The sequence below is a fragment of the Evansella vedderi genome, assembly GCF_030813435.1.
Classification (GTDB): domain Bacteria; phylum Bacillota; class Bacilli; order Bacillales; family Salisediminibacteriaceae; genus Evansella; species Evansella vedderi.
This window is the reverse complement of sequence record NZ_JAUSUG010000028.1, coordinates 20,197-39,250: the sequence shown is the minus strand read 5'-3', so window position 1 is coordinate 39,250 and position 19,054 is coordinate 20,197. Positions and strand designations below refer to the sequence as shown.

Sequence of the window (19,054 nt, the reverse complement as noted above, 5' to 3'; positions counted from 1 at the left end):
CCGTGGTAAGGGGAATTAGGGGAGCTATCACAGTGGAAAATAATAATAGTGATGAAATTATAGCTGCTGCCGCTAGATTAGTAAAGGAAATGCAAGATGCTAATCAATATCATCCAGACGACATTTCGCATATGTTAATTACTGTAACCCATGATTTAAATGCTGCATTTCCAGCAGCAGGTTTAAGGCAGTTGGATGGATATGACTTAGTGCCAGTTATGTGTGCACAAGAGATTCCAGTGCCGAATAGTTTAGAAAAGTGTATAAGAATTATGGCAACGGTAAATACATCGAAACGTCCTGATGAAGTTCAGCATATTTACTTAGAAAGGGCAGTTAAATTAAGGCCTGATTTGGCCTTGACAAATAAATGTGATTCACGATAGGATGTATTACAAGATAAGTTAAGAATAGTTAGTTTATTTAGTGAGAAGAGAGTAAGTTTAGCAGAGTATGAGTTGAGGAGAGCAGAGTAGAGTTTACATGGGCGATAATAGCGTCTACCTCTACGGTAGACGTTTTCATTATCTTTTTGTTTTATTAATTTAAAGTGCTGAAGTGATGTGATATGCCATCTATTAAGGCACTTCCCTATACCCCAACTAAATGCCTCCTCGAATCAATCACTCTAATTATAATGAAGAGGTGAAGAAAGTGATTGAAACGAGTCTACAAACATTTCAAGAATATGCTGCAACTTATAATACAATCCCAATGTCTACGACTATCGTTGCAGATACAAAAACTCCTATTCAATTATTTCAATTATTTGATGATCAGGCCGCATTTATTTTAGAAAGTAAAGACCCAATATCCAGTTGGTCAAATTACTCTTTTATTGGCCTTTCGCCAAGTTATTTTCTCTTTGAACGTGAAGGTTTATTTCAGTTAGAGAATACAAAAGGAGATATTCTATTAAAGGGGGACTCTTTTAACGATATTTGGAAAAGTAGTGTCGAATTTTTCAGTGTAGCCCCTATATGGCCGGATTTCCCATTTCCTGGTGGGGCTGTTGGTTATTTTAGCTTTGAATCATTCTCACTCTATGAAAAGAAGATTCAAACAAAAGCTGCAAAGGAAACGGACGTCCACCTCGTTTTCTGCGATACTATTTTGGCGTATAATCACCAAAAGGAAGAATTAACCATCTTTCATCTTCAAAAGGTTAATCACCGTAATGTAGTTGGTAGTTACGAAAATGGGAAAGGGATTATTCAACAAATTTTAACAGTTATTCAAAAGGGACTAAATACTGAACCTACTACCGTTTTATCATCTAAGCTGCCCATGGCAGAGGAAGCCTTTGATGGGGTAGTTTCCAATTATGATAAGGAATCCTTTATGAAAGCTATAGAAAAACTGAAGCAATATATTGAAGCCGGTGATATATTTCAAGGAGTCTTGTCACAACGGTTCGACTATCCAGTAAAATCCTCTGGTTTAGATTTATATCGAGTGTTGAGAAAGGTTAATCCTTCTCCTTATTTATATTATTTACGTCTAGGGGACCAAGAAATAATTGGAAGCTCACCAGAGAGACTTGTAAAGGTAGATCAATCGGGGGAATTGGAGATTCACCCGATTGCTGGTACAAGACCAAGGGGGAAAACAAAGGAAGAAGACCTAAAGTTAGCGGAAGAATTAAAAGGGGATGAAAAGGAACAGGCTGAGCATCTAATGCTTGTGGACCTAGCACGGAATGATTTAGGGAGAGTTAGTGATTTTGGCACCGTTAAGGTGGAGGATATGATGACAGTGTCCTACTTTTCCCATGTTATGCACCTAATAACAAAGGTAAAGGGACGACTAAGAAGTGAACTAGATCCATTTGAAGCGTTATTTTCAGCTCACCCTGCAGGAACCGTTTCTGGTGCACCTAAAGTAAGGGCAGTGGAGATCATTCAAGAGTTAGAAAAAGATCGACGAGGTGTTTATGCCGGGGCAATAGCGTACTGTGGCTGGAATGGAGCGGTGGATTCCTGTATAGCTATACGAACAATTATTTTAAAAAATGGCATAGCTTCTGTTCAAGCGGGGGCTGGTATTGTTTATGATTCTAAGCCGGAAGCGGAATGGGAAGAAACGAGAAATAAAGCTCGAGCGCTACTTTATGCTATAAAAATTGCGGAGCAACGGTATGAAATGGAGGAGGTATTCCAATGAGGACCTATATCGAAAACCTATTAAAAAAACATACGATGACAGAAGTGGAAGCAAAGGAATTAATCGTTCAAATGTTAAACGGCTCTGTTTGTAATGAGCAAATAGCATCCATCTTATCAATCCTCCGTTATCGTGGTGAGACAGTGGAAGAAATCGTAGGTTTCGCAAAGGGAATGAAAGAATCTAGTATTCAAGTTTATCCTCCCTTTCCAGTTCTAGATACTTGCGGTACAGGTGGAGATGGGGTAGGAACCTTTAATATTTCTACTGCAGTGGCTATCTTAGTGAGCTCTTTAAATATACCGGTGGCGAAACATGGGAATCGGAGTGTTTCGTCTAAAACAGGGAGTGCGGATGTATTAGAATGTTTAGGCATTCCCATTCAAACCAATAAGGTGGAGGCACTGGATTTCTTAATTGAAAATAATCTCTGTTTTCTTTTTGCTCCAATCTATCACTCAACCATGAAGCATGTGGCAAAGGCTAGAAAAGAATTAGGAGTAAAAACTATATTTAATATACTAGGCCCTTTAACAAACCCAGCAGGTGCTTCTAGAAGATTAATTGGTGTCTACGATCATCATCAAGCAAAGAAAATGGCTGAAGCATCAATCCAATTGGGAATAGATCGTGCCATGTTTGTTACTGGGGAGGATGGTTTAGATGAATTTACTATCACAGGGGCAACAAATGTGGTTGAATTGAATAATGGAAAGATAACAGAGTACTCCATTACCCCGGAAGAGGTTGGATTAACAAGGGGGAACATCGAGTCTATTTTAGTCCATTCTCCTGAAGAAAGTGCGGAAATGATAAAATCTATTTTTAGGAAGAAGGGGCCAAAAGAGGGAGAGAATATTTTACTCTTAAACGCCGGTGCTGCTTTATATATATATGGATCAGCTCCAACTATAGCCTCAGGAGTTCTAAAGGCCAAAGAGGCTTTAGGAGAACGGGTACAAAAGCAGCTTCAGAAGCTTGCAGCAGGAAATAGGGAGGTAATGTCTCAATGAGTGCAAACATTCTTGATCAGATCGTGGAACAAAAAAAACAGGAAGTTACCCAATTGGGCGAAATAAATGTTGAGGGAGTAACTGTAGAAGGTCGTTCCTTTTATGAGGCATTACTTAACCCAAACCATGAATTAGGGGTAATTGCTGAGGTAAAGAAAGCTAGTCCATCAAAAGGAGTTTTAGTAGAGAATTTTGAACCTGTTCAAATTGCAAAAGAATATGAAAAAAGTGGAGCAGATGCCATATCTGTGTTGACGGACGAACGTTATTTTAAAGGTCATCGTTCCTATTTAACTCAAGTAAAAAAGCACACAGCTCTGCCAGTATTACGGAAGGATTTCATCATTGATGAAATACAAATCTATGAATCAAAAAGTATGGGTGCAGATGCCATTTTACTTATTGCAGCTATACTAAGTAAAACTCAGATTAAAGAATATATGTCTTTAGCAGAAGAATTAAGCTTGGATGTTTTAATGGAGGTTCATGATGAAGAGGAATTGGATAAAGTTATGTCCACAGTCCACCCAAAAATCCTTGGTGTAAATAATAGGAATTTAAAAACCTTTGAAACAACTTTGGAAACATCTAATCGGTTATCCAAACTTATTCCAAAGGATGTATTGTTTATTAGTGAAAGTGGAATTCGTTCGAAAGAGGATATTAATTTTTTGAAGGAAATAAATGCCAATGGAATACTTGTTGGAGAAACCTTAATGGTGGAAAAAAATAAAACAAAGGTTTTCAACCAATGGTTTGGGGAGGCATCGCTCAATGGAGCCACTTCTTAAATTTTGTGGAATGAGATCCTTAACGGATTACGAAAAGGCAGTGAATTGTGGAGTTGACTATATTGGTTTTGTATTTGCCCCTAGTAAAAGGCAAGTTACCTTTAAAGAAGTCCAACGTTGGACAGAGGAAATACCACCTAAGTCCCATCAAAAAATTGTAGGGGTTTTTGTAAATGAAAAAAAGGAAAATATAGCAGAAGCTTCTAGGAAATGCAAACTACATGTAGTTCAATGTCATGGAAATGAATCACCAGCATTTATAAAAGAACTCAAAGAAGAAATACCCTGCTCCATTTATAAAACCATTCACCATGGACCAGAAAGTCTTAATAAGATGAAAGCCTATGACGGAATTGTAGACGGCTATGTAGTGGATACAAAAACAGAGTATGAATGGGGAGGAACTGGGATTTCCTTTGATTGGGAGCAAATTCCCTCCTATACAAAAGAGGCAAGGAAACAACAGGTCCCCTGTCTAATTGCAGGTGGTGTTAAACCAGAGAATATAAAGAAGTTATTCAACTTTAGACCACTAGGGATTGATGTATCATCTGGGATAGAAACAAATAGTGAAAAAAATGAGGGGAAGATGAGAGATATGGTTGATGCAGTGAAGAGTCAATATCAAGCACCAGACTCACTTGGAAGATTCGGTGTATTCGGGGGCCGTTATGTACCTGAAACATTAATGTATGCCTTAGAAGAATTAGAGCATGCATTTGAAACGATAAAAAATGATGAAAGCTTTTATAAGGAATTACACAGGGAATGGGAGCGTTATTCTGGCCGTCCAACACCATTAACGAAGGCGGATCGATTGACCGACTTTATTGGAGGGGCCTCCATCTATTTAAAAAGGGAAGATTTAAATCATACTGGTGCCCATAAAATTAATAATGCGATAGCACAGGCCCTTCTTGCGAAAAGGATGGGTAAGAAAAACATCATAGCAGAAACGGGGGCAGGTCAACACGGTGTAGCAGCAGCTACTGTAGCTGCAAGGTATGGGTTAAGCTGCAAAGTATTCATGGGCGAAGAAGATATGAAACGTCAGGAACTAAACGTTTTTAGAATGCGTTTATTGGGTGCTGAAGTCATCCAAGTCACTAGTGGGGGGAAAACCTTAAAGGATGCAACGAACGAAGCCATTCGCCATTGGGTAACCCATGTAAATGATACCTTTTACTTAATTGGTTCTGCAGTAGGACCTCACCCATACCCGAAGATGGTTCGTGAATTTCAATCCGTTATTGGCAGGGAAAGTAAAGAGCAATTCTTAAATGAAACAGGGAAATTACCGGATGAGATTATTGCCTGTGTAGGCGGAGGAAGTAATGCCATTGGAATGTTTTATCCTTTTATTGAGGAGAATGTTCGCCTAACTGGAATAGAAGCAGCGGGAAAGGGAACAGAAACGAACGAGCATGCAGCTACACTCACAAAAGGAGTGAAGGGAGTTCTTCATGGATCTTTATCTTATTTATTACAAGATGAAGCGGGGAATATTGTAGAACCGTATTCTATTTCTGCTGGATTAGATTATCCTGGTATTGGACCAGAACACGCTTATTTAAGGGATCTTGGAAGAGTAAGCTATGAGGCTATAACCGATGACGAAGCGTTAGCAGCTCTACAAACCTTATGCGAGCTAGAAGGTATTCTCCCAGCAATAGAATCGGCTCATGCCCTTGCCTATGCTTTAAAACGGGCAAAGGAAATGGATACCTCTGAAAGTATTTTAGTTTGCCTGTCTGGAAGAGGAGATAAGGATGTTCATACGATCCAACAAGTGTTAGGAGGGAACGAAGAATGAATCGCCTAAAGAACCCTAGCTTTCAATCAAAAGAAAATCTATTTGTACCTTATATAATGGCAGGGGATCCCTCCATTGAAGCATCCATAGATATTGCCTTAACATTACAGGAGGCAGGAGTAGATGCATTGGAATGGGGCGTACCCTTTAGTGATCCACTTGCAGATGGTCCCATTATTCAAGAAGCAGGAGAGCGTTCTAGAAAAAGGGGAATGACCCTAACGAAAGCTATTGAAGGCGTTAAAATAGCTAGAAAAAAAGGACTTACAATTCCTATTGTTTTATTCACTTATATAAATCCTGTTTTAGCTGTTGGGGAAGAAAAGGTTATCACTCTCATGAAAGAAGCGGAAATTGACGGTCTTTTAATCCCGGACCTTCCGGTGGAGGAAAGTGATACAATAAGAGCCCTTTGTCATGAAGTCGACATTTCCTTAATTTCCTTAGTTACCCTCAGCTCCCAGACACGAATGGAAAAAATTTGCCGGCATGGAGATGGGTTTCTGTACTTTGTATCTTCACTAGGTGTAACAGGTACTAGGGATACCTTTTCAGAGGATTTAGGACAATCTATAAATGCAGTAAAAAACTTAACATCTGTTCCGGTTTTAGTAGGGTTTGGTATTTCGAAGCGGGAGCATGTTCAGTATTTCAATGGAATCTCAGATGGGGTTATAGTAGGAAGTGCTTTAGTAAAACTGATTGCAGAAAAAAACAAAGCCCTTTCGGACGAACATTTAAAAGAAGTTGCACTAAAAGAAATTAAAGAATTTGTCGTACAAATGATTTCATAATACGATATACTAGTAGAAAATATTATTAATAGCACACAGAACGGGGGAATTAAATTGAAAGTAAAGCAGTCAATGGTTGGGCTTGTTCCCTATCAACCAGGAAAACCAATAGAAGAGGTAAAAAGGGAGCTTGGTTTAGAGGAAGTGGTTAAGCTAGCTTCTAATGAAAACCCCTATGGCTATTCTCCGAAGGTAAGACAAGTAATTCAAGAATCCCTTGAGGACTTGGCCATTTATCCAGATGGATATGCAAGGGAATTAAGGGAAAAGGTATCAAGGAAGCTCGGAGTAAAGGAGACGGAACTTCTTTTTGGAAACGGGTCAGATGAAGTAATTTTAATTCTTTGCCGTTCTATTCTATCTAAAGGGGATAATATTGTTACAGCCACCCCTACTTTTCCTCAATACAGACATAATGCAGTGATAGAAGGAGCATTGGTGAAAGAAGTACCTTTAGTAAATGGGGTACATGATTTGGATAGGATGCTAGAAGCGATAGATGAAAATACGAAGATTGTTTTCGTTTGTAACCCAAATAATCCTACTGGTACTTATGTGAGTGAAAAAGAATTTCTAGATTTTTTAAAGCAGGTACCTGAACATTTACTAGTAGTTAGCGATGAAGCTTATTATGAATATGTGTCGACAGATGATTATCCAGAAACCATCCCCTTATTAAAGGATTACCCTAATCTAATGATTTTAAGGACATTCTCAAAGGCTTATGGATTAGCGGCGCTGCGTGTAGGCTACGGTGTTGCAAATGAGGAGTTAATTAAAGCGATTGATCCGGGAAGAGAACCATTTAATACGAATACCCTCGCCCAGAGAGCAGCTGTTGAAGCTTTAGCTGATCAGGAGTTTGTTCAAACATGCTTTGAGAAAAATCGTACTGAAATGGCACGCTTTGAGAAATTCTGTGAAGAGTTTGGTTATGACTACTATCCTTCTCAGGCTAATTTTATTTTAATGGACTTAAAGAAGCCAGGTGGTGAAGTGTTTCAAAAACTTTTAGCAAAAGGGTTTATTACTAGAAACGGGGAAGCACTTGGTTTCCCATCTTCTGTAAGGATCACACTTGGTACAGAGGAGCAAAACCAACGTATTATAAACGTATTATCTAAATTGGAGTAGCAGGAGGTCACTAGTGAGGAAGCAGGTTTTATTAATTGGATTAGGGTTAATCGGAGGCTCATTAGCCTTAACCATAAAGAAAGAACATCCAGACTGTGAAATAGTGGGCTATGATGTGGAGATGGAAGCTGGAAAGCTTGCCCTCTCCCTTCAAGTAGTGGACCGTATTACTGATAATTATTTACAAGAAGCAGGCACAAGTGACTTAATAATCTTAGCTACACCAGTACAAAGTGCTATTGCAATTATTGAAGAATTATCATCCATAGCCTTAAAAGAAAATTGTCTTATTACTGACGTTGGAAGTACAAAAGCGACTATCGTCCAAAAGGGGGAGAAACTTACCCAAAAAGGTGTCTACTTTATTGGCGGACACCCAATGGCCGGTTCACACAAATCAGGAGTAACAGCTTCTAATGAAAGGCTCTTTGAGAATGCTTTTTACATAATAACGCCAACAAAAAATACACCAACCTCGAAGGTAATTCAATTGCAAAACTGGTTAAGGGGAACAAAAGCTCGGTTTATGGAGTTAGACCCGAAAGATCATGATAAATTCACAGGAATGATCAGTCATTTACCCCATGTTATTGCATCAGCCCTCGTCCAGCAAACAGGTGAAATGGGCAAGGAACACCCTGTAGTTTCCCAGTTAGCTGCAGGAGGGTTTCGGGATATTACCCGGATCGCTTCAGCTTCACCTTCCATGTGGAGAGATATTCTTCTACAAAATAAACAAATACTGTTGGACTTATTAAAGGATTGGGAAGAAGGTATGAAGGGCATTCGCCAAATCATTGAGAAAGAGGATGGTGAGGCAATTTATGCTTTTTTTGAGAACGCCAAAAAATTACGTGATGAACTTCCAGTAGGGGAAAAGGGCGCCCTTATGCCCTTTAATGATTTATATGTGGATGTACCGGACCATCCAGGTGTAATTTCCGATGTAACGGGTATCTTAGCGGAGGAGAAAATTAGTATAACGAACATTCGAATAATAGAAGCGAGGGAAGATATAATGGGTGTTCTCCGCTTAAGTTTTCGCTCAAAAGAAGATTTGCTAAAAGCAAAGGAAGCATTAGAAAATCATATGTACGAAACATACGACACACCCTAGGAGATGAGATAATGGAACAACAATTAGTAAAAGTAGTTTCTAAAGGATTAAATGGCTGCTTATCTGTACCGGGGGACAAATCTATCTCCCATCGAGCGGTCATGTTCGGCTCCATCGCGAAAGGACGAACGGAGGTTACAGGATTTTTAACGGGAGAGGATTGTTTAAGTACTATTAAGTGTATGGAGAAGCTCGGGGTCACTATAGAACAGGACGGAGATAAAGTGTCCATCGAAGGAGCAGGATTTGACGGGTTGAAGGAACCGACTGGTGTTTTAGATGTTGGGAATTCAGGAACAACTATACGATTAATTTCTGGTATTCTCTCATCTCTCCCTTTTTCATCTGTACTAGTTGGAGACGATTCCATTGCCAAGCGTCCAATGGCACGGGTGACTGGCCCTTTGAAAATGATGAATGCAACTATTGATGGGAGAGAACATGGACAGTATACTCCCTTGTTTATTCGTGGAGGGCATTTAAATGGGGTTAACTTTGTTTCCCCAATTGCAAGTGCACAGGTGAAGTCGTCTATCCTATTGGCTGGATTAAGGGCAAAGGGAAAAACCACAGTTACAGAGCCTCATCGATCTCGAGATCACACAGAGCGGATGCTTAAGGCATTTGGGGTAGATGTTGAAGTAAACGGTCTTTCCGTTTCTATTCAAGGAGGACAGGAGTTAGAGGGAGCAAATATTCCGATTCCAGGAGATATTTCTTCAGCAGCCTTTATGCTTGTGGCAGGGGCTATGGTACCAAATAGTGAAATTACATTAACGAATGTAGGTGTTAATCCAACGAGAACAGGCATTTTAGATGTGCTAATAGAAATGGGTGCAGATTTAGTTGTGGCCGATGAGAAACTGTTTGGTCAGGAACCAGTGGCAACCTTAACCATTAAAACTAGTCAATTAAAAGGGATAACAATCGGCGGAGAGATTATTCCACGATTAATTGATGAAATTCCGGCCATTGCCGTTTTAGCAACTCAAGCGGAAGGGACAACCATTATTAAGGACGCAGAAGAGTTGAAGGTAAAAGAAACCAATAGAATTGATACAATGGTTAATCAACTAAAACAGCTAGGGGCAAATATTGAAGCAACGGAAGATGGTATGAAAATTACAGGTCCAACGCCCCTTAAGGGAGGTACAATGCAGAGCTATGGTGATCATAGAATTGGTATGGCCATGGCTTTATGTGGATTAATTTCTAAAGAAAAGGTTTATGTAAAGGATACAGAGGCTATAGCCGTGTCCTATCCAAGCTTTTTTAAAGACCTAGAAAAATTAATGGAATAAATAATTAGACTGTTTTCGTAAACTTTGTTTTTTTAGCTTGGAGAAGCAAAAGGCGGTGACTCCAGCGTTACCCGCGGAACCAGGACGGTGACATTACGCCGTTGCCCACAAGCGGGACCTGAGACGCTTCCTCGAGTAGTTTGCGTAGAGTAATCGCAGACGCAGGACGTGGTCTGCTTTTAGGCGTAATTGGTCCGCCTGTAGCGTATCCAAGCAAAAAATATGCTTTAAAACAACATCTATGCGAAAAGAGCCAAATAATTAACATATTTCTCCTCCCTCTATCATAGCTTGACGATAGAGGGGAGGGGAGTTTATTGAAATATGAAATGGATGTTTTAGATGTTGAAACAAACAAGAAAAGAAGATTATGGATTGAAAATGGTAAAGTAAGGTATTCGGAAATAAATTCTGAACATTCTGGAATGTACTTGCTTAATACAGATCAATTTGAAATTGTTCCTGGTAAAGTAACATTAGACCATAATATTTCGCAAGCTTATTTAGATGGAACGGGAACTTCCTATGTCAAACGTCTTCTTTTATTTGGTTTTACCTCCTTTGTAAATGTCATTGAAATCGATCATGAACGATCCTTCACAGATGCATTAATGAAGAGTAGAAATTCTTTATTAACTTGCCCTCTTGATTATGTCCATGCTATTCGTTTACCGCTCTCTAGATTGACAGATTCTTGGATGAGAAAAATTAAATTAGAATCCATACCGATTATTTTTTTTTCGACGGATTCTCTTAATCAACTGGAAGGAATGCCTTGGAAAAGATTATTGGAAGGGATGTTTCCAAAAAGGATTCTTTTAGTATGTGAAGCCTCACCGACTGTTAAAGGACAATCAGAAAGACAGGAAATACATCAGGCGTGGAAACAAATAGTTCAAGAGAATAGAATGAATTCCTTTTTTCATTTTCCTCCTTCTGGGCAAGCTATTTCTCCATTACTGGCAAAACGGATTGGATTGTTTCCAAAAAAAGGTGTTCTAGTAATGGGGAGTGATGCAGATTATACAATGTATGAAAGGTACCCTTGGGAGGAACAGCCCATAAAGCTACCAGATGTTATTGCTCTTAAAGGACATATTGTGAAGGCTGGGAAGCAGTGGAATTTAGATCAAATAGAGGGAGAAGAATTAACTAGTATTGTTCCTGAACAGTTTTTACCAATTCAAGATGTTTACAGATATGAAGATTAACTAACAATAGGAAGAGGAGTCATTAGTTGACTCCTCTTTTCCATGGGTTAAAATGTAATATACATAGAAGTATGAGGGAGAGTTGACCATTGAATCATCAATTACAAGAAGCTATTCAATTAATTGAACAAGGTTATCATGAAAAGGGTCTAATGAAAATAGAAAAGTTACGTAATATTGCAGATGACGAAGGAAAACGTTCCATCGCTGAATTATATTATGAGCTAGGTTTAGTAGATCGATCATTAGAATTAATAGAAGAGTTAATGTTTCAATATCCAGATCACGGAGAACTGTTTGCTTTTGCAGCAGAGTGCTATAGTGAGCTTGGTAAAGAAGACGATGCCATTGATATGTTAATGGAAATAAAAAAAGGAGATTCGGCTTACGTTCAAGCACAGCTCCTTTTAGCAGATATTTATCAAAATCAGGGGCTTGAAGAGGTGGCTGAGCAGAAGCTGTTGGAAGCGGAGAAGTCTTCTCCTGATGAACCAATCCTATTATATGGATTAGGTGAATTCTATTTAAGTAGAGGGGATTATCAACAATCTATTCCTTACTTTAAAAGGGTAATCTACCAGGACGACCTTAAAAATATAGAGGAATTGAATCCTTACTTACGAATAGCAGAGGCCTATAGTGCCACTGGTCAGTTTGAGGATGCTTTGACGAACTATGAGAAGGGGATAGAAACAAATGAGGATATTAATGGTTTATTTGGTTACGGCTATACAGCACTCCAAATAGAAGATTATGAAACAGCTATAAAGCAGTTTTCTCGTTTAAAAGAACTGGATCCTGATTTTACTACATTATATCCTTTCTTAGCAAAGGCATTAAGGAATAAAAATCGCATGAAGGAAGCTTTAGAAGTTTTGCAAGAAGGAATTTATAAGGATGAATATAATGAAGAGCTTTATTTAGAAATGGCGAAAACCCAATTCGCTACAGGAAATTCAGAAGAAGGGAAGAGCTTTTTAGAAAAAGTTATTGCTATTAACCCTTCCAACGTAACAGCCGTCAAGGAGCTGTTAATGTTTTTTATGGAAATGGAAGATTTCGGAGGCGTAATAGAGCTCCTTTCCTTCCTAGAGGACTATGGTGAGTATGATCCTTTATTTGAACGATATAAAGCGAAAGCTCTTTATGAAGAAGATGATTTAAAAAATGCACTAAAAGCCTATGAAGCAGCTTTAGATGCATTTGGAGATGATATAGAGGTATTAGAAGAGGCAGCTTATGCTTATTTAGAGGCAGGGGAGAAAGAGAACGGTATCCGACTCCTTGAAAAACTTTTTACCCTGTCTCCGGACAGAACAGATGTGGAAGAAAGATTAAGGGATCTAACAGAAGGGGCTAATTAAGAAAAAGTTGAGCAAAAGGTTGATTACACACCTTTTGACTCAACTTTTTTATAAAATTATGATAGTTTAGAAATAACTTCACATACTAAGGGTAACTAAGGAATGAGAGGAGTTTTAGCTATGAAACTTATGCAAGTTCTCTTATCTCAGCCGCAAAAGGAATTAGTGAAGAGGATAAAAAATATTGGCATTACATGCAACCTCCATTCAAAACAACAAGTTACAGAAGAATTAACGAATTTTTTATTGGATAGTGAGAGGGTAGAAGAAAATTGGGGGGCGTTAGGGGAAATAGAGAGGGACTTGCTTCTCCACATGTGCTACAGTCCATCCATTATGGCCGTTTCACCATATGAACTTCATACCTACTTGAAACGTGAAGATAGGGACAGTTTTCAAATTGTTCTAGAGTCTTTAATGGATAAAGGATGGATTTATCAGGATGACGCCAACTCCTTAATCTTGCCTCAGGAGTTAAGGGAATATATTCATCAAATATATATAAATGGTTGGATAGAACATAGTATATATATTCCCTTAAAGGATGAATTATCATATGATATTATACAAGATCTTTTTGAGATGATGGATTTTATTGATTCCAAAAAGATTCCATTGACGAAGAATCAAACAATATATAAAAAGGATTTAACAAATATTCTTCAGCTTTTATCTAAAAAAGAAGAACTTCCTACAGAACAATGGAGATTTGGCTATGGCAGACATTATAATGTCTATCCAGATTACTTTTCCCTATTGTATGATTTTTCCTATGATCAAGGTTGGTTAGAAGAAGGGGAAAGTTTATTAACAACTAAAAATTGGGAAACAGGCCAGGAATTACACATGAATGAGTTATTAGATCGATTATTGCGTTTTTATATTCGTTTATATAGAAGGCCCATTCCACAATTGCCCTTTATTATTGAATTATTCAAACGGATTCTTAGCAGGGGAGATGCCATTGAAAAATGTCAACTAATAGAAAGAATAAAAGACTTTGTAGATCCATATTATTATGATAAACCACCTGTCATTGTGGAAAAACGAATCATAAATATGTTATGCTATATACACTTTCTTTCTTCAACAGAAATAGATGGATGCGAATATATATTCCTACATCCACGATATCAATAGTTAAAAAAGAATTTTCAAAAAACTCAAAGGAGATTTGGTTTTTTAAAGGATTTTTTATTAACTATGTAGAATATATAAGAGAAATAGAAATCATGAAAGTGTCAAAATGAATTCCGTCGTCACTTCAACGTAGACTGTCATCCTCGAGTTGACCTTAAGATTATGGGGGAGGGGAAAAGGATGAATAATGCTGTTCCTGTGATGGAGAAACGTGACTTTTTAAAGTGGTTTTTAGATCAATATCAACTCAAACGAAGAGAATGTGCATGGTTGTTGAATTTTCTAATGAGTGATGATATTTTAATGGAGCGTGTTCATTTTGTGGAACAAGCTGAGTATTGTCCGAAGGCACTGATGATCTCGGCCAATGATGTGGATAGTGTTCCCTTTGCTTTTCACAAAAATCAGCATGTGACGATGGATGCCGAGAAATCCTTTCATGACATTCGGCTAAACCGTAATGAGGACATTTTCGTACAGCTTAATTTCAAAAATAAGCAGTCCATTCCTCAATATATGGCAGTGTTAGAGGAAAATCCGTATCTTCCTATCAATAAGGAAGAAGCAAATGTAAATAGCCTATTAGCAGAAATGATTTTAGATCAATCCATTCGTTCGCATCGTCTTACCATGTTAGAAGAGGAGATTGATCAGGCGTTGATTAAGGGAGACGAAAAGACCTTTCATGAATTAGTGAAACAGTATAAAGCTTTAAAAGCCCTCTAGTTCAAGGGCTTTTCTTTTGGAATGAATGTTTTCAATATTGGCTTTTGCTTCCTTGAATTTGATTTTTATGGTATAACAACGAAGAAAATGTACATAAGTAAAGGAGAGGAATTTTTTGAAGTGGACAACCAGTCAAATGGATATGTACTTAAATTCAAAGGAGTATGTGGATACTGCTATCATCCCCCTGATCCCTCTAGATTGGAAGGAAGACCCTAAAGGTAAAGTCTCCATGGGTGAATTTTCTTCAATCTTAGTAGAAGAGGTGGAGAGACAGTTTAAAGGACGTGTGTTCCAATTGGCACCGTTCACCTATTTGAGCACGGAGGAGGAAAATTCAAGACTTGAACGATTGGTTAGCTGGGATAAGCATTTCTATGATAATGGGTTTACTCATATAGTTTATATTACTTCTGATGGAGTGTGGAAAAGGGTAGAAAAGGATTTGCCTGACATGCTGATTTGGATTCCATCCTTATCCTTAGAATCAATGGATGATACATATGCAAAGGAAATTATTTCACAGCAAATGAAGCAAATATTACCTCTAATTACTGCTAAATGGCAAGAGGAACCGAAAGAAAGACAGTAAATAAAAAGGCTTATAATTTGTTAGTTAACTATCGTAGAAGAGTGTATTTCTAATGAAAAAGGTAAAAACAACTCATAGAATTTGTTGACATGCGTAGAAAAATTGGGCTATCATGAGTATGTCTTAGTATCTTTTTTTGTGATGTTAATAGAACATGGATGTGAGGAGGGAAATTCGTGAGCGAGAAGGAACATAAAGTATCAAGACGACAATTCTTAACTTATACATTAATGGGTGTAGGCGGTTTTATGGTTGCAGGTGCAATCAGTCCAATGGTTCGATTTGCCTTAGATCCAGCTTTACAAGCTGGTGGGGAAACGGAATTTGTTTCTGTTGCAACGGTAGATGACTTAACAGACGAACCGCAGCGCTTTGATTTCCAGCTTGAGATTGAAGATGCATGGTACACTTCTGAGCAATCTAGAACTGCTTGGATTTACAAAGATGGTAACGACATTGTCGCACTTTCACCAGTATGTACACATTTAGGCTGTACAGTTAACTGGGAAGGTAGTGAAGATCATCCGAACCAATTCTATTGCCCATGTCACTTTGGACGATTTGAGAAGTCTGGACAAAATGTGGCACAAACACCGCCAACAAGACCGTTGGATTTGTATGAAATAGAAGTTCGTGATGGGGTAGTTTATTTAGGAAGTATTATACAACGTAGATCCGTTTAAGTTACGTAGAAGGGAGGCGCAACTATGTTACAGAAAATATATGATTGGGTAGATGAACGTCTAGATATTACTCCCATGTGGCGTGATATTGCTGACCATGAGGTTCCAGAACACGTAAACCCTGCCCATCATTTCTCAGCATTTGTCTATTGCTTTGGAGGATTAACATTCTTCGTTACTGTTATTCAAATATTATCTGGTATGTTCCTTACAATGTATTACGTGCCAGACATTATTCATGCATATGAATCTGTATATTTCTTACAAAATGAAGTAACACACGGAGTAATTGTTCGTGGGATGCACCACTGGGGAGCGAGTCTTGTTATTGTAATGATGTTCTTACACACTCTTCGTGTATTCTTTACAGGTTCATATAAAAAACCAAGGGAGCTTAACTGGGTAGTAGGTGTACTAATTTTCTTCGTTATGTTGGGGTTAGGATTCACTGGATACTTATTACCATGGGATATGAAAGCTTACTTTGCAACAGTTGTAGGTCTTGAAATTGCGGAAGCGGCACCAGTTGTTGGTGGCTTTGCAAGGGTCCTATTAGCTGGTGGGGAAATTATTGGGGCTCAAACATTAACTCGTTTCTTTGCAATTCATGTATTCTTTTTACCAGGTGCACTTTTAGGTCTTCTTGGTGCCCATTTCTATATGATTCGTAAGCAAGGAATTTCTGGACCATTGTAAAATGGACTGGATTTGAAAAGGAGGGAAAGCTATGCATCGCGGGAAAGGTATGAAATTTGTCGGAGATTCTCGTATTCCGGCAAAGGAACATCGTATGAAAAACATACCAAAAGATTATTCTGAGTATCCTGGAAAGACAGAGGCATTCTGGCCGAACTTTTTATTACGTGAATGGATGGTAGGGGCTGTCTTTTTAATAGGGTATTTGTGTTTAACAGTAGCGCACCCAGCGCCGTTAGAGCGTGTTGCTGATCCAACGGACTCTGGTTACATACCATTGCCTGACTGGTATTTCTTATTTTTGTATCAACTCTTGAAATATGAGTTTGCTGCTGGACAATACACAGTAATTGGGGCTGTTGTTATGCCAGGGATAGCATTTGGAGCATTATTGCTTGCTCCATGGCTTGATAATGGACCAGAACGTCGGCCAATTAAACGTCCTATAGCGAGTAGTATTATGCTTTTAGCTGTAATATCTATTATCTTCTTAACTTGGGAGTCAGTTGCAGAGCATGATTGGGAAGCAGCAGCTCAACAAGGGGCAATAGTAGAGGACATCGAGGTGGATGAAACGTCGGAAGCCTTTGAAATTTGGTCAATGCAGCAATCCTGTATTAACTGTCACGGTGGTGACATGTTAGGTGGGGCGGCAGGGCCAAGTGTATTCCAAAGTGATTACACAAAAGAACAAGTTATTGCTATCATCAAGGAAGGTGCACCAGGAATGCCTCCGGACCAATTTGAAGGTACAGAAGAGGAATTGGAAACATTAGCAGCCTTTATTGCTAATGATGGGCAAGTACCGGATGAGGATGAGGAATAAAATAATTTATAAGGAAGCTGACTGAAGAAAGATTCAGTCAGCTTTTTCTACAAATGATGGCGTAAAAAGGTTCGTCTTAGGGGAATCCTCTACAAATTCAAAAAAGGACGATTATCATGATTATGGAAAATTTAATGCAACTATTAAAAAATAGACTTTTTTTAATGTTGCTGTTACTTATTAATATTGGTGGTACAATATACGGATACATATGGTATAAGTCACAATTAGCAATAACACCACCTATTTTTTTAATTTTTGTACCAGATAGCCCAACGGCGAGTTTATTTTTTTGTTTTGTCTTGGCAGCGTTTTTATTCAGAAAGAATATACCATTAGTAGAAGCATTAGCGGCAGTTACGCTTTTAAAATACGGTGTATGGGCAGTGGTAATGATTGTTGCAGCCTGGGCAGCCGGAGATACGTTAACCTGGCAACAATATATGCTAATCGGGTCCCATTTAGGGATGGCAGTACAGGGTCTGCTATATGCACCTTACTATCGAATAAAAGCTTGGCATTTAGGTGTCGTAGCAGTATGGACGCTACATAATGATGTAATTGATTACATTTACGGTATGCATCCTTGGGTGAGCAGTTCCATTACTATCTACATACAGGAGATCGCCTATTTTACATTCTGGTTGAGTATTTTTTCCTTATTAACAGTTTATGTACTTAATAAAAGTATAAGAAAACGGGAGATTTAATACTCGTTCCTTGAGGTGACCTTAAATTTTGGACAAACTCTTTAATCTTTCAGGTCTACTCTTGTCCAACTCTTCATACGATAGAGTATGAACTAGAGGAGGGACAGGCATGGCTGAAAGATTAATTAAAATAATTGTTGTTCTATCAATCCTAATCGTTTGGCCGTTTCAAATAGGATACGCGGAAGAAGTGCAGCGGAATGATAATATTTGGCGGGAATTAAATCAAACGAGTGATACGATCTTACGGTATGTGAGGGAAGGTCACTATGAAGAGGCGAAGAAATTATTAAATTATTTTTCTGAACAATTTTTAACGATTCGAGCGTCTGAACACCATTTATCCATGAGGGAATTACAGGTAATTACCTCAGTCTACGATGAAGTAACCAAAGCAGTTACTAGTGTAAGTCTATCCCACGAAGACCGTGTTCAGAAGGCATCAAAGCTGAGACTATTAGTAGATGTTTATGATGACAATCATAAGGATCTTTGGTTAAACACAAGAAACACATTAATAAATCCAATTAAAAATATGAGGAAAGCTGCAGAAGAAGGGAACTCTCAAAGATTTCAAGATGAAATATTTACTTTTGTGAAAAACTATGAGATGGTTCGACCGGCTTGGGCGGTACGGTTGCCAGTGGAAACCTATCAAAAGGTTGATTCACAAGTACAGTATTTACAGCAATTGAGGGGGAAACCTTTGAATGATCCAGCCATCTCAGAGCATCTAAACTTGTTGGAAACACAATTGAACTTTATTTATGACGGCAAGGAAGAGGAGTCCTCAGATCCTTCTTTAATATGGGTAATGTTAACAATTGGAGGGGCAATTGTTTTAGCATTAACCTATGCAGGTTGGAAAAAATACTGGGGGGAAAAGGAAAAGGAAAGGGAGTTAAGGCGGAAAAAAAGGCGTGCCCCATAAGGATGTTTCGTATGCACTTTTATTGACACCTTTCAAATCTTTGAATAAA

At 38.4% G+C, this 19,054-nt stretch carries 19 protein-coding genes and 1 pseudogene; all 20 read left to right on the top strand.

Annotation, left to right across the window (positions count from 1 at the left end):
- Window positions 1-2 precede the first annotated feature (2 nt).
- The 20 genes and pseudogenes from aroH to J2S74_RS23960 all read left to right on the top strand — a co-directional run bounded on the left by aroH (window position 3) and on the right by J2S74_RS23960 (window position 19,005).
- A complete protein-coding gene (gene aroH / locus J2S74_RS24055; RefSeq protein WP_307331240.1) occupies window positions 3-386 on the top strand; it encodes a chorismate mutase in 384 nt (127 codons plus the stop codon).
- A gap of 268 nt (window positions 387-654) precedes the next feature.
- On the top strand, window positions 655-2,163 hold the full coding sequence (locus J2S74_RS24050) for an anthranilate synthase component I family protein (RefSeq protein WP_307331237.1): 1,509 nt from the start codon (window positions 655-657) through the stop codon (window positions 2,161-2,163).
- A complete protein-coding gene (gene trpD, locus J2S74_RS24045; protein WP_307331235.1) occupies window positions 2,160-3,176 on the top strand; it encodes an anthranilate phosphoribosyltransferase in 1,017 nt (338 codons plus the stop codon). Before J2S74_RS24050 ends, trpD begins: the two co-directional genes overlap by 4 nt.
- An 8-nt stretch (window positions 3,177-3,184) precedes the next feature.
- Window positions 3,185-3,967 carry an indole-3-glycerol phosphate synthase TrpC gene (gene trpC / locus J2S74_RS24040; RefSeq protein ID WP_307331316.1) on the top strand — a complete coding sequence of 261 codons (783 nt, stop codon included), beginning with the start codon at window positions 3,185-3,187 and terminating at the stop codon, window positions 3,965-3,967.
- A pseudogene (locus J2S74_RS24035) lies at window positions 3,951-4,562 on the top strand (phosphoribosylanthranilate isomerase); the annotation flags it as partial. The gene trpC and the pseudogene J2S74_RS24035, both read left to right, overlap by 17 nt.
- A gap of 3 nt (window positions 4,563-4,565) precedes the next feature.
- Complete coding sequence (gene trpB, locus J2S74_RS24030) at window positions 4,566-5,780, top strand: tryptophan synthase subunit beta (protein WP_307331314.1); 1,215 nt, start codon at window positions 4,566-4,568, stop codon at window positions 5,778-5,780.
- On the top strand, window positions 5,777-6,574 hold the full coding sequence (trpA, locus tag J2S74_RS24025) for a tryptophan synthase subunit alpha (RefSeq protein ID WP_307331232.1): 798 nt from the start codon (window positions 5,777-5,779) through the stop codon (window positions 6,572-6,574). Before trpB ends, trpA begins: the two co-directional genes overlap by 4 nt.
- A gap of 54 nt (window positions 6,575-6,628) precedes the next feature.
- On the top strand, window positions 6,629-7,708 hold the full coding sequence (gene hisC / locus J2S74_RS24020; protein ID WP_307331229.1) for a histidinol-phosphate transaminase: 1,080 nt from the start codon (window positions 6,629-6,631) through the stop codon (window positions 7,706-7,708).
- Window positions 7,709-7,721: 13 nt separating this feature from the next.
- Window positions 7,722-8,825: a prephenate dehydrogenase gene (locus tag J2S74_RS24015; RefSeq protein WP_307331226.1), complete on the top strand. Its 1,104-nt coding sequence runs from the start codon at window positions 7,722-7,724 to the stop codon at window positions 8,823-8,825.
- Between the two features lie 11 nt (window positions 8,826-8,836).
- Window positions 8,837-10,126: a 3-phosphoshikimate 1-carboxyvinyltransferase gene (gene aroA, locus J2S74_RS24010; RefSeq protein ID WP_307331224.1), complete on the top strand. Its 1,290-nt coding sequence runs from the start codon at window positions 8,837-8,839 to the stop codon at window positions 10,124-10,126.
- Window positions 10,127-10,443: 317 nt separating this feature from the next.
- Complete coding sequence (locus tag J2S74_RS24005) at window positions 10,444-11,337, top strand: hypothetical protein (RefSeq protein ID WP_307331221.1); 894 nt, start codon at window positions 10,444-10,446, stop codon at window positions 11,335-11,337.
- Between the two features lie 89 nt (window positions 11,338-11,426).
- On the top strand, window positions 11,427-12,701 hold the full coding sequence (locus tag J2S74_RS24000; RefSeq protein WP_307331219.1) for a tetratricopeptide repeat protein: 1,275 nt from the start codon (window positions 11,427-11,429) through the stop codon (window positions 12,699-12,701).
- A gap of 120 nt (window positions 12,702-12,821) precedes the next feature.
- A complete protein-coding gene (locus J2S74_RS23995) occupies window positions 12,822-13,841 on the top strand; it encodes a hypothetical protein (RefSeq protein WP_307331216.1) in 1,020 nt (339 codons plus the stop codon).
- A gap of 180 nt (window positions 13,842-14,021) precedes the next feature.
- The gene (locus tag J2S74_RS23990; protein WP_307331213.1) at window positions 14,022-14,567 is read left to right on the top strand and encodes a ReoY family proteolytic degradation factor; all 546 of its coding nucleotides are present in this window, start codon (window positions 14,022-14,024) and stop codon (window positions 14,565-14,567) included.
- A gap of 115 nt (window positions 14,568-14,682) precedes the next feature.
- Window positions 14,683-15,159, top strand: coding sequence for a YpiF family protein (locus J2S74_RS23985; protein ID WP_307331210.1), 477 nt, complete (start codon window positions 14,683-14,685; stop codon window positions 15,157-15,159).
- A 176-nt stretch (window positions 15,160-15,335) separates the two neighbouring features.
- Window positions 15,336-15,842 (top strand): Rieske (2Fe-2S) protein, encoded by a 507-nt coding sequence (locus J2S74_RS23980; RefSeq protein ID WP_307331208.1) that lies wholly within the window; start codon window positions 15,336-15,338, stop codon window positions 15,840-15,842.
- Between the two features lie 24 nt (window positions 15,843-15,866).
- Window positions 15,867-16,538: a menaquinol-cytochrome c reductase cytochrome b subunit gene (qcrB, locus tag J2S74_RS23975; protein ID WP_307331205.1), complete on the top strand. Its 672-nt coding sequence runs from the start codon at window positions 15,867-15,869 to the stop codon at window positions 16,536-16,538.
- Window positions 16,539-16,569: 31 nt separating this feature from the next.
- The gene (locus J2S74_RS23970; protein ID WP_307331203.1) at window positions 16,570-17,364 is read left to right on the top strand and encodes a menaquinol-cytochrome c reductase cytochrome b/c subunit; all 795 of its coding nucleotides are present in this window, start codon (window positions 16,570-16,572) and stop codon (window positions 17,362-17,364) included.
- Between the two features lie 122 nt (window positions 17,365-17,486).
- Window positions 17,487-18,074, top strand: coding sequence for a lipoprotein heptaprenylglyceryl N-acetyltransferase LhaT (gene lhaT, locus J2S74_RS23965; protein ID WP_307331311.1), 588 nt, complete (start codon window positions 17,487-17,489; stop codon window positions 18,072-18,074).
- A 109-nt stretch (window positions 18,075-18,183) separates the two neighbouring features.
- Entirely contained in the window at window positions 18,184-19,005 is an 822-nt protein-coding gene (locus J2S74_RS23960) for a sporulation protein YpjB (protein ID WP_307331200.1), read from the top strand.
- The last annotated feature ends 49 nt before the right edge of the window (window positions 19,006-19,054 follow it).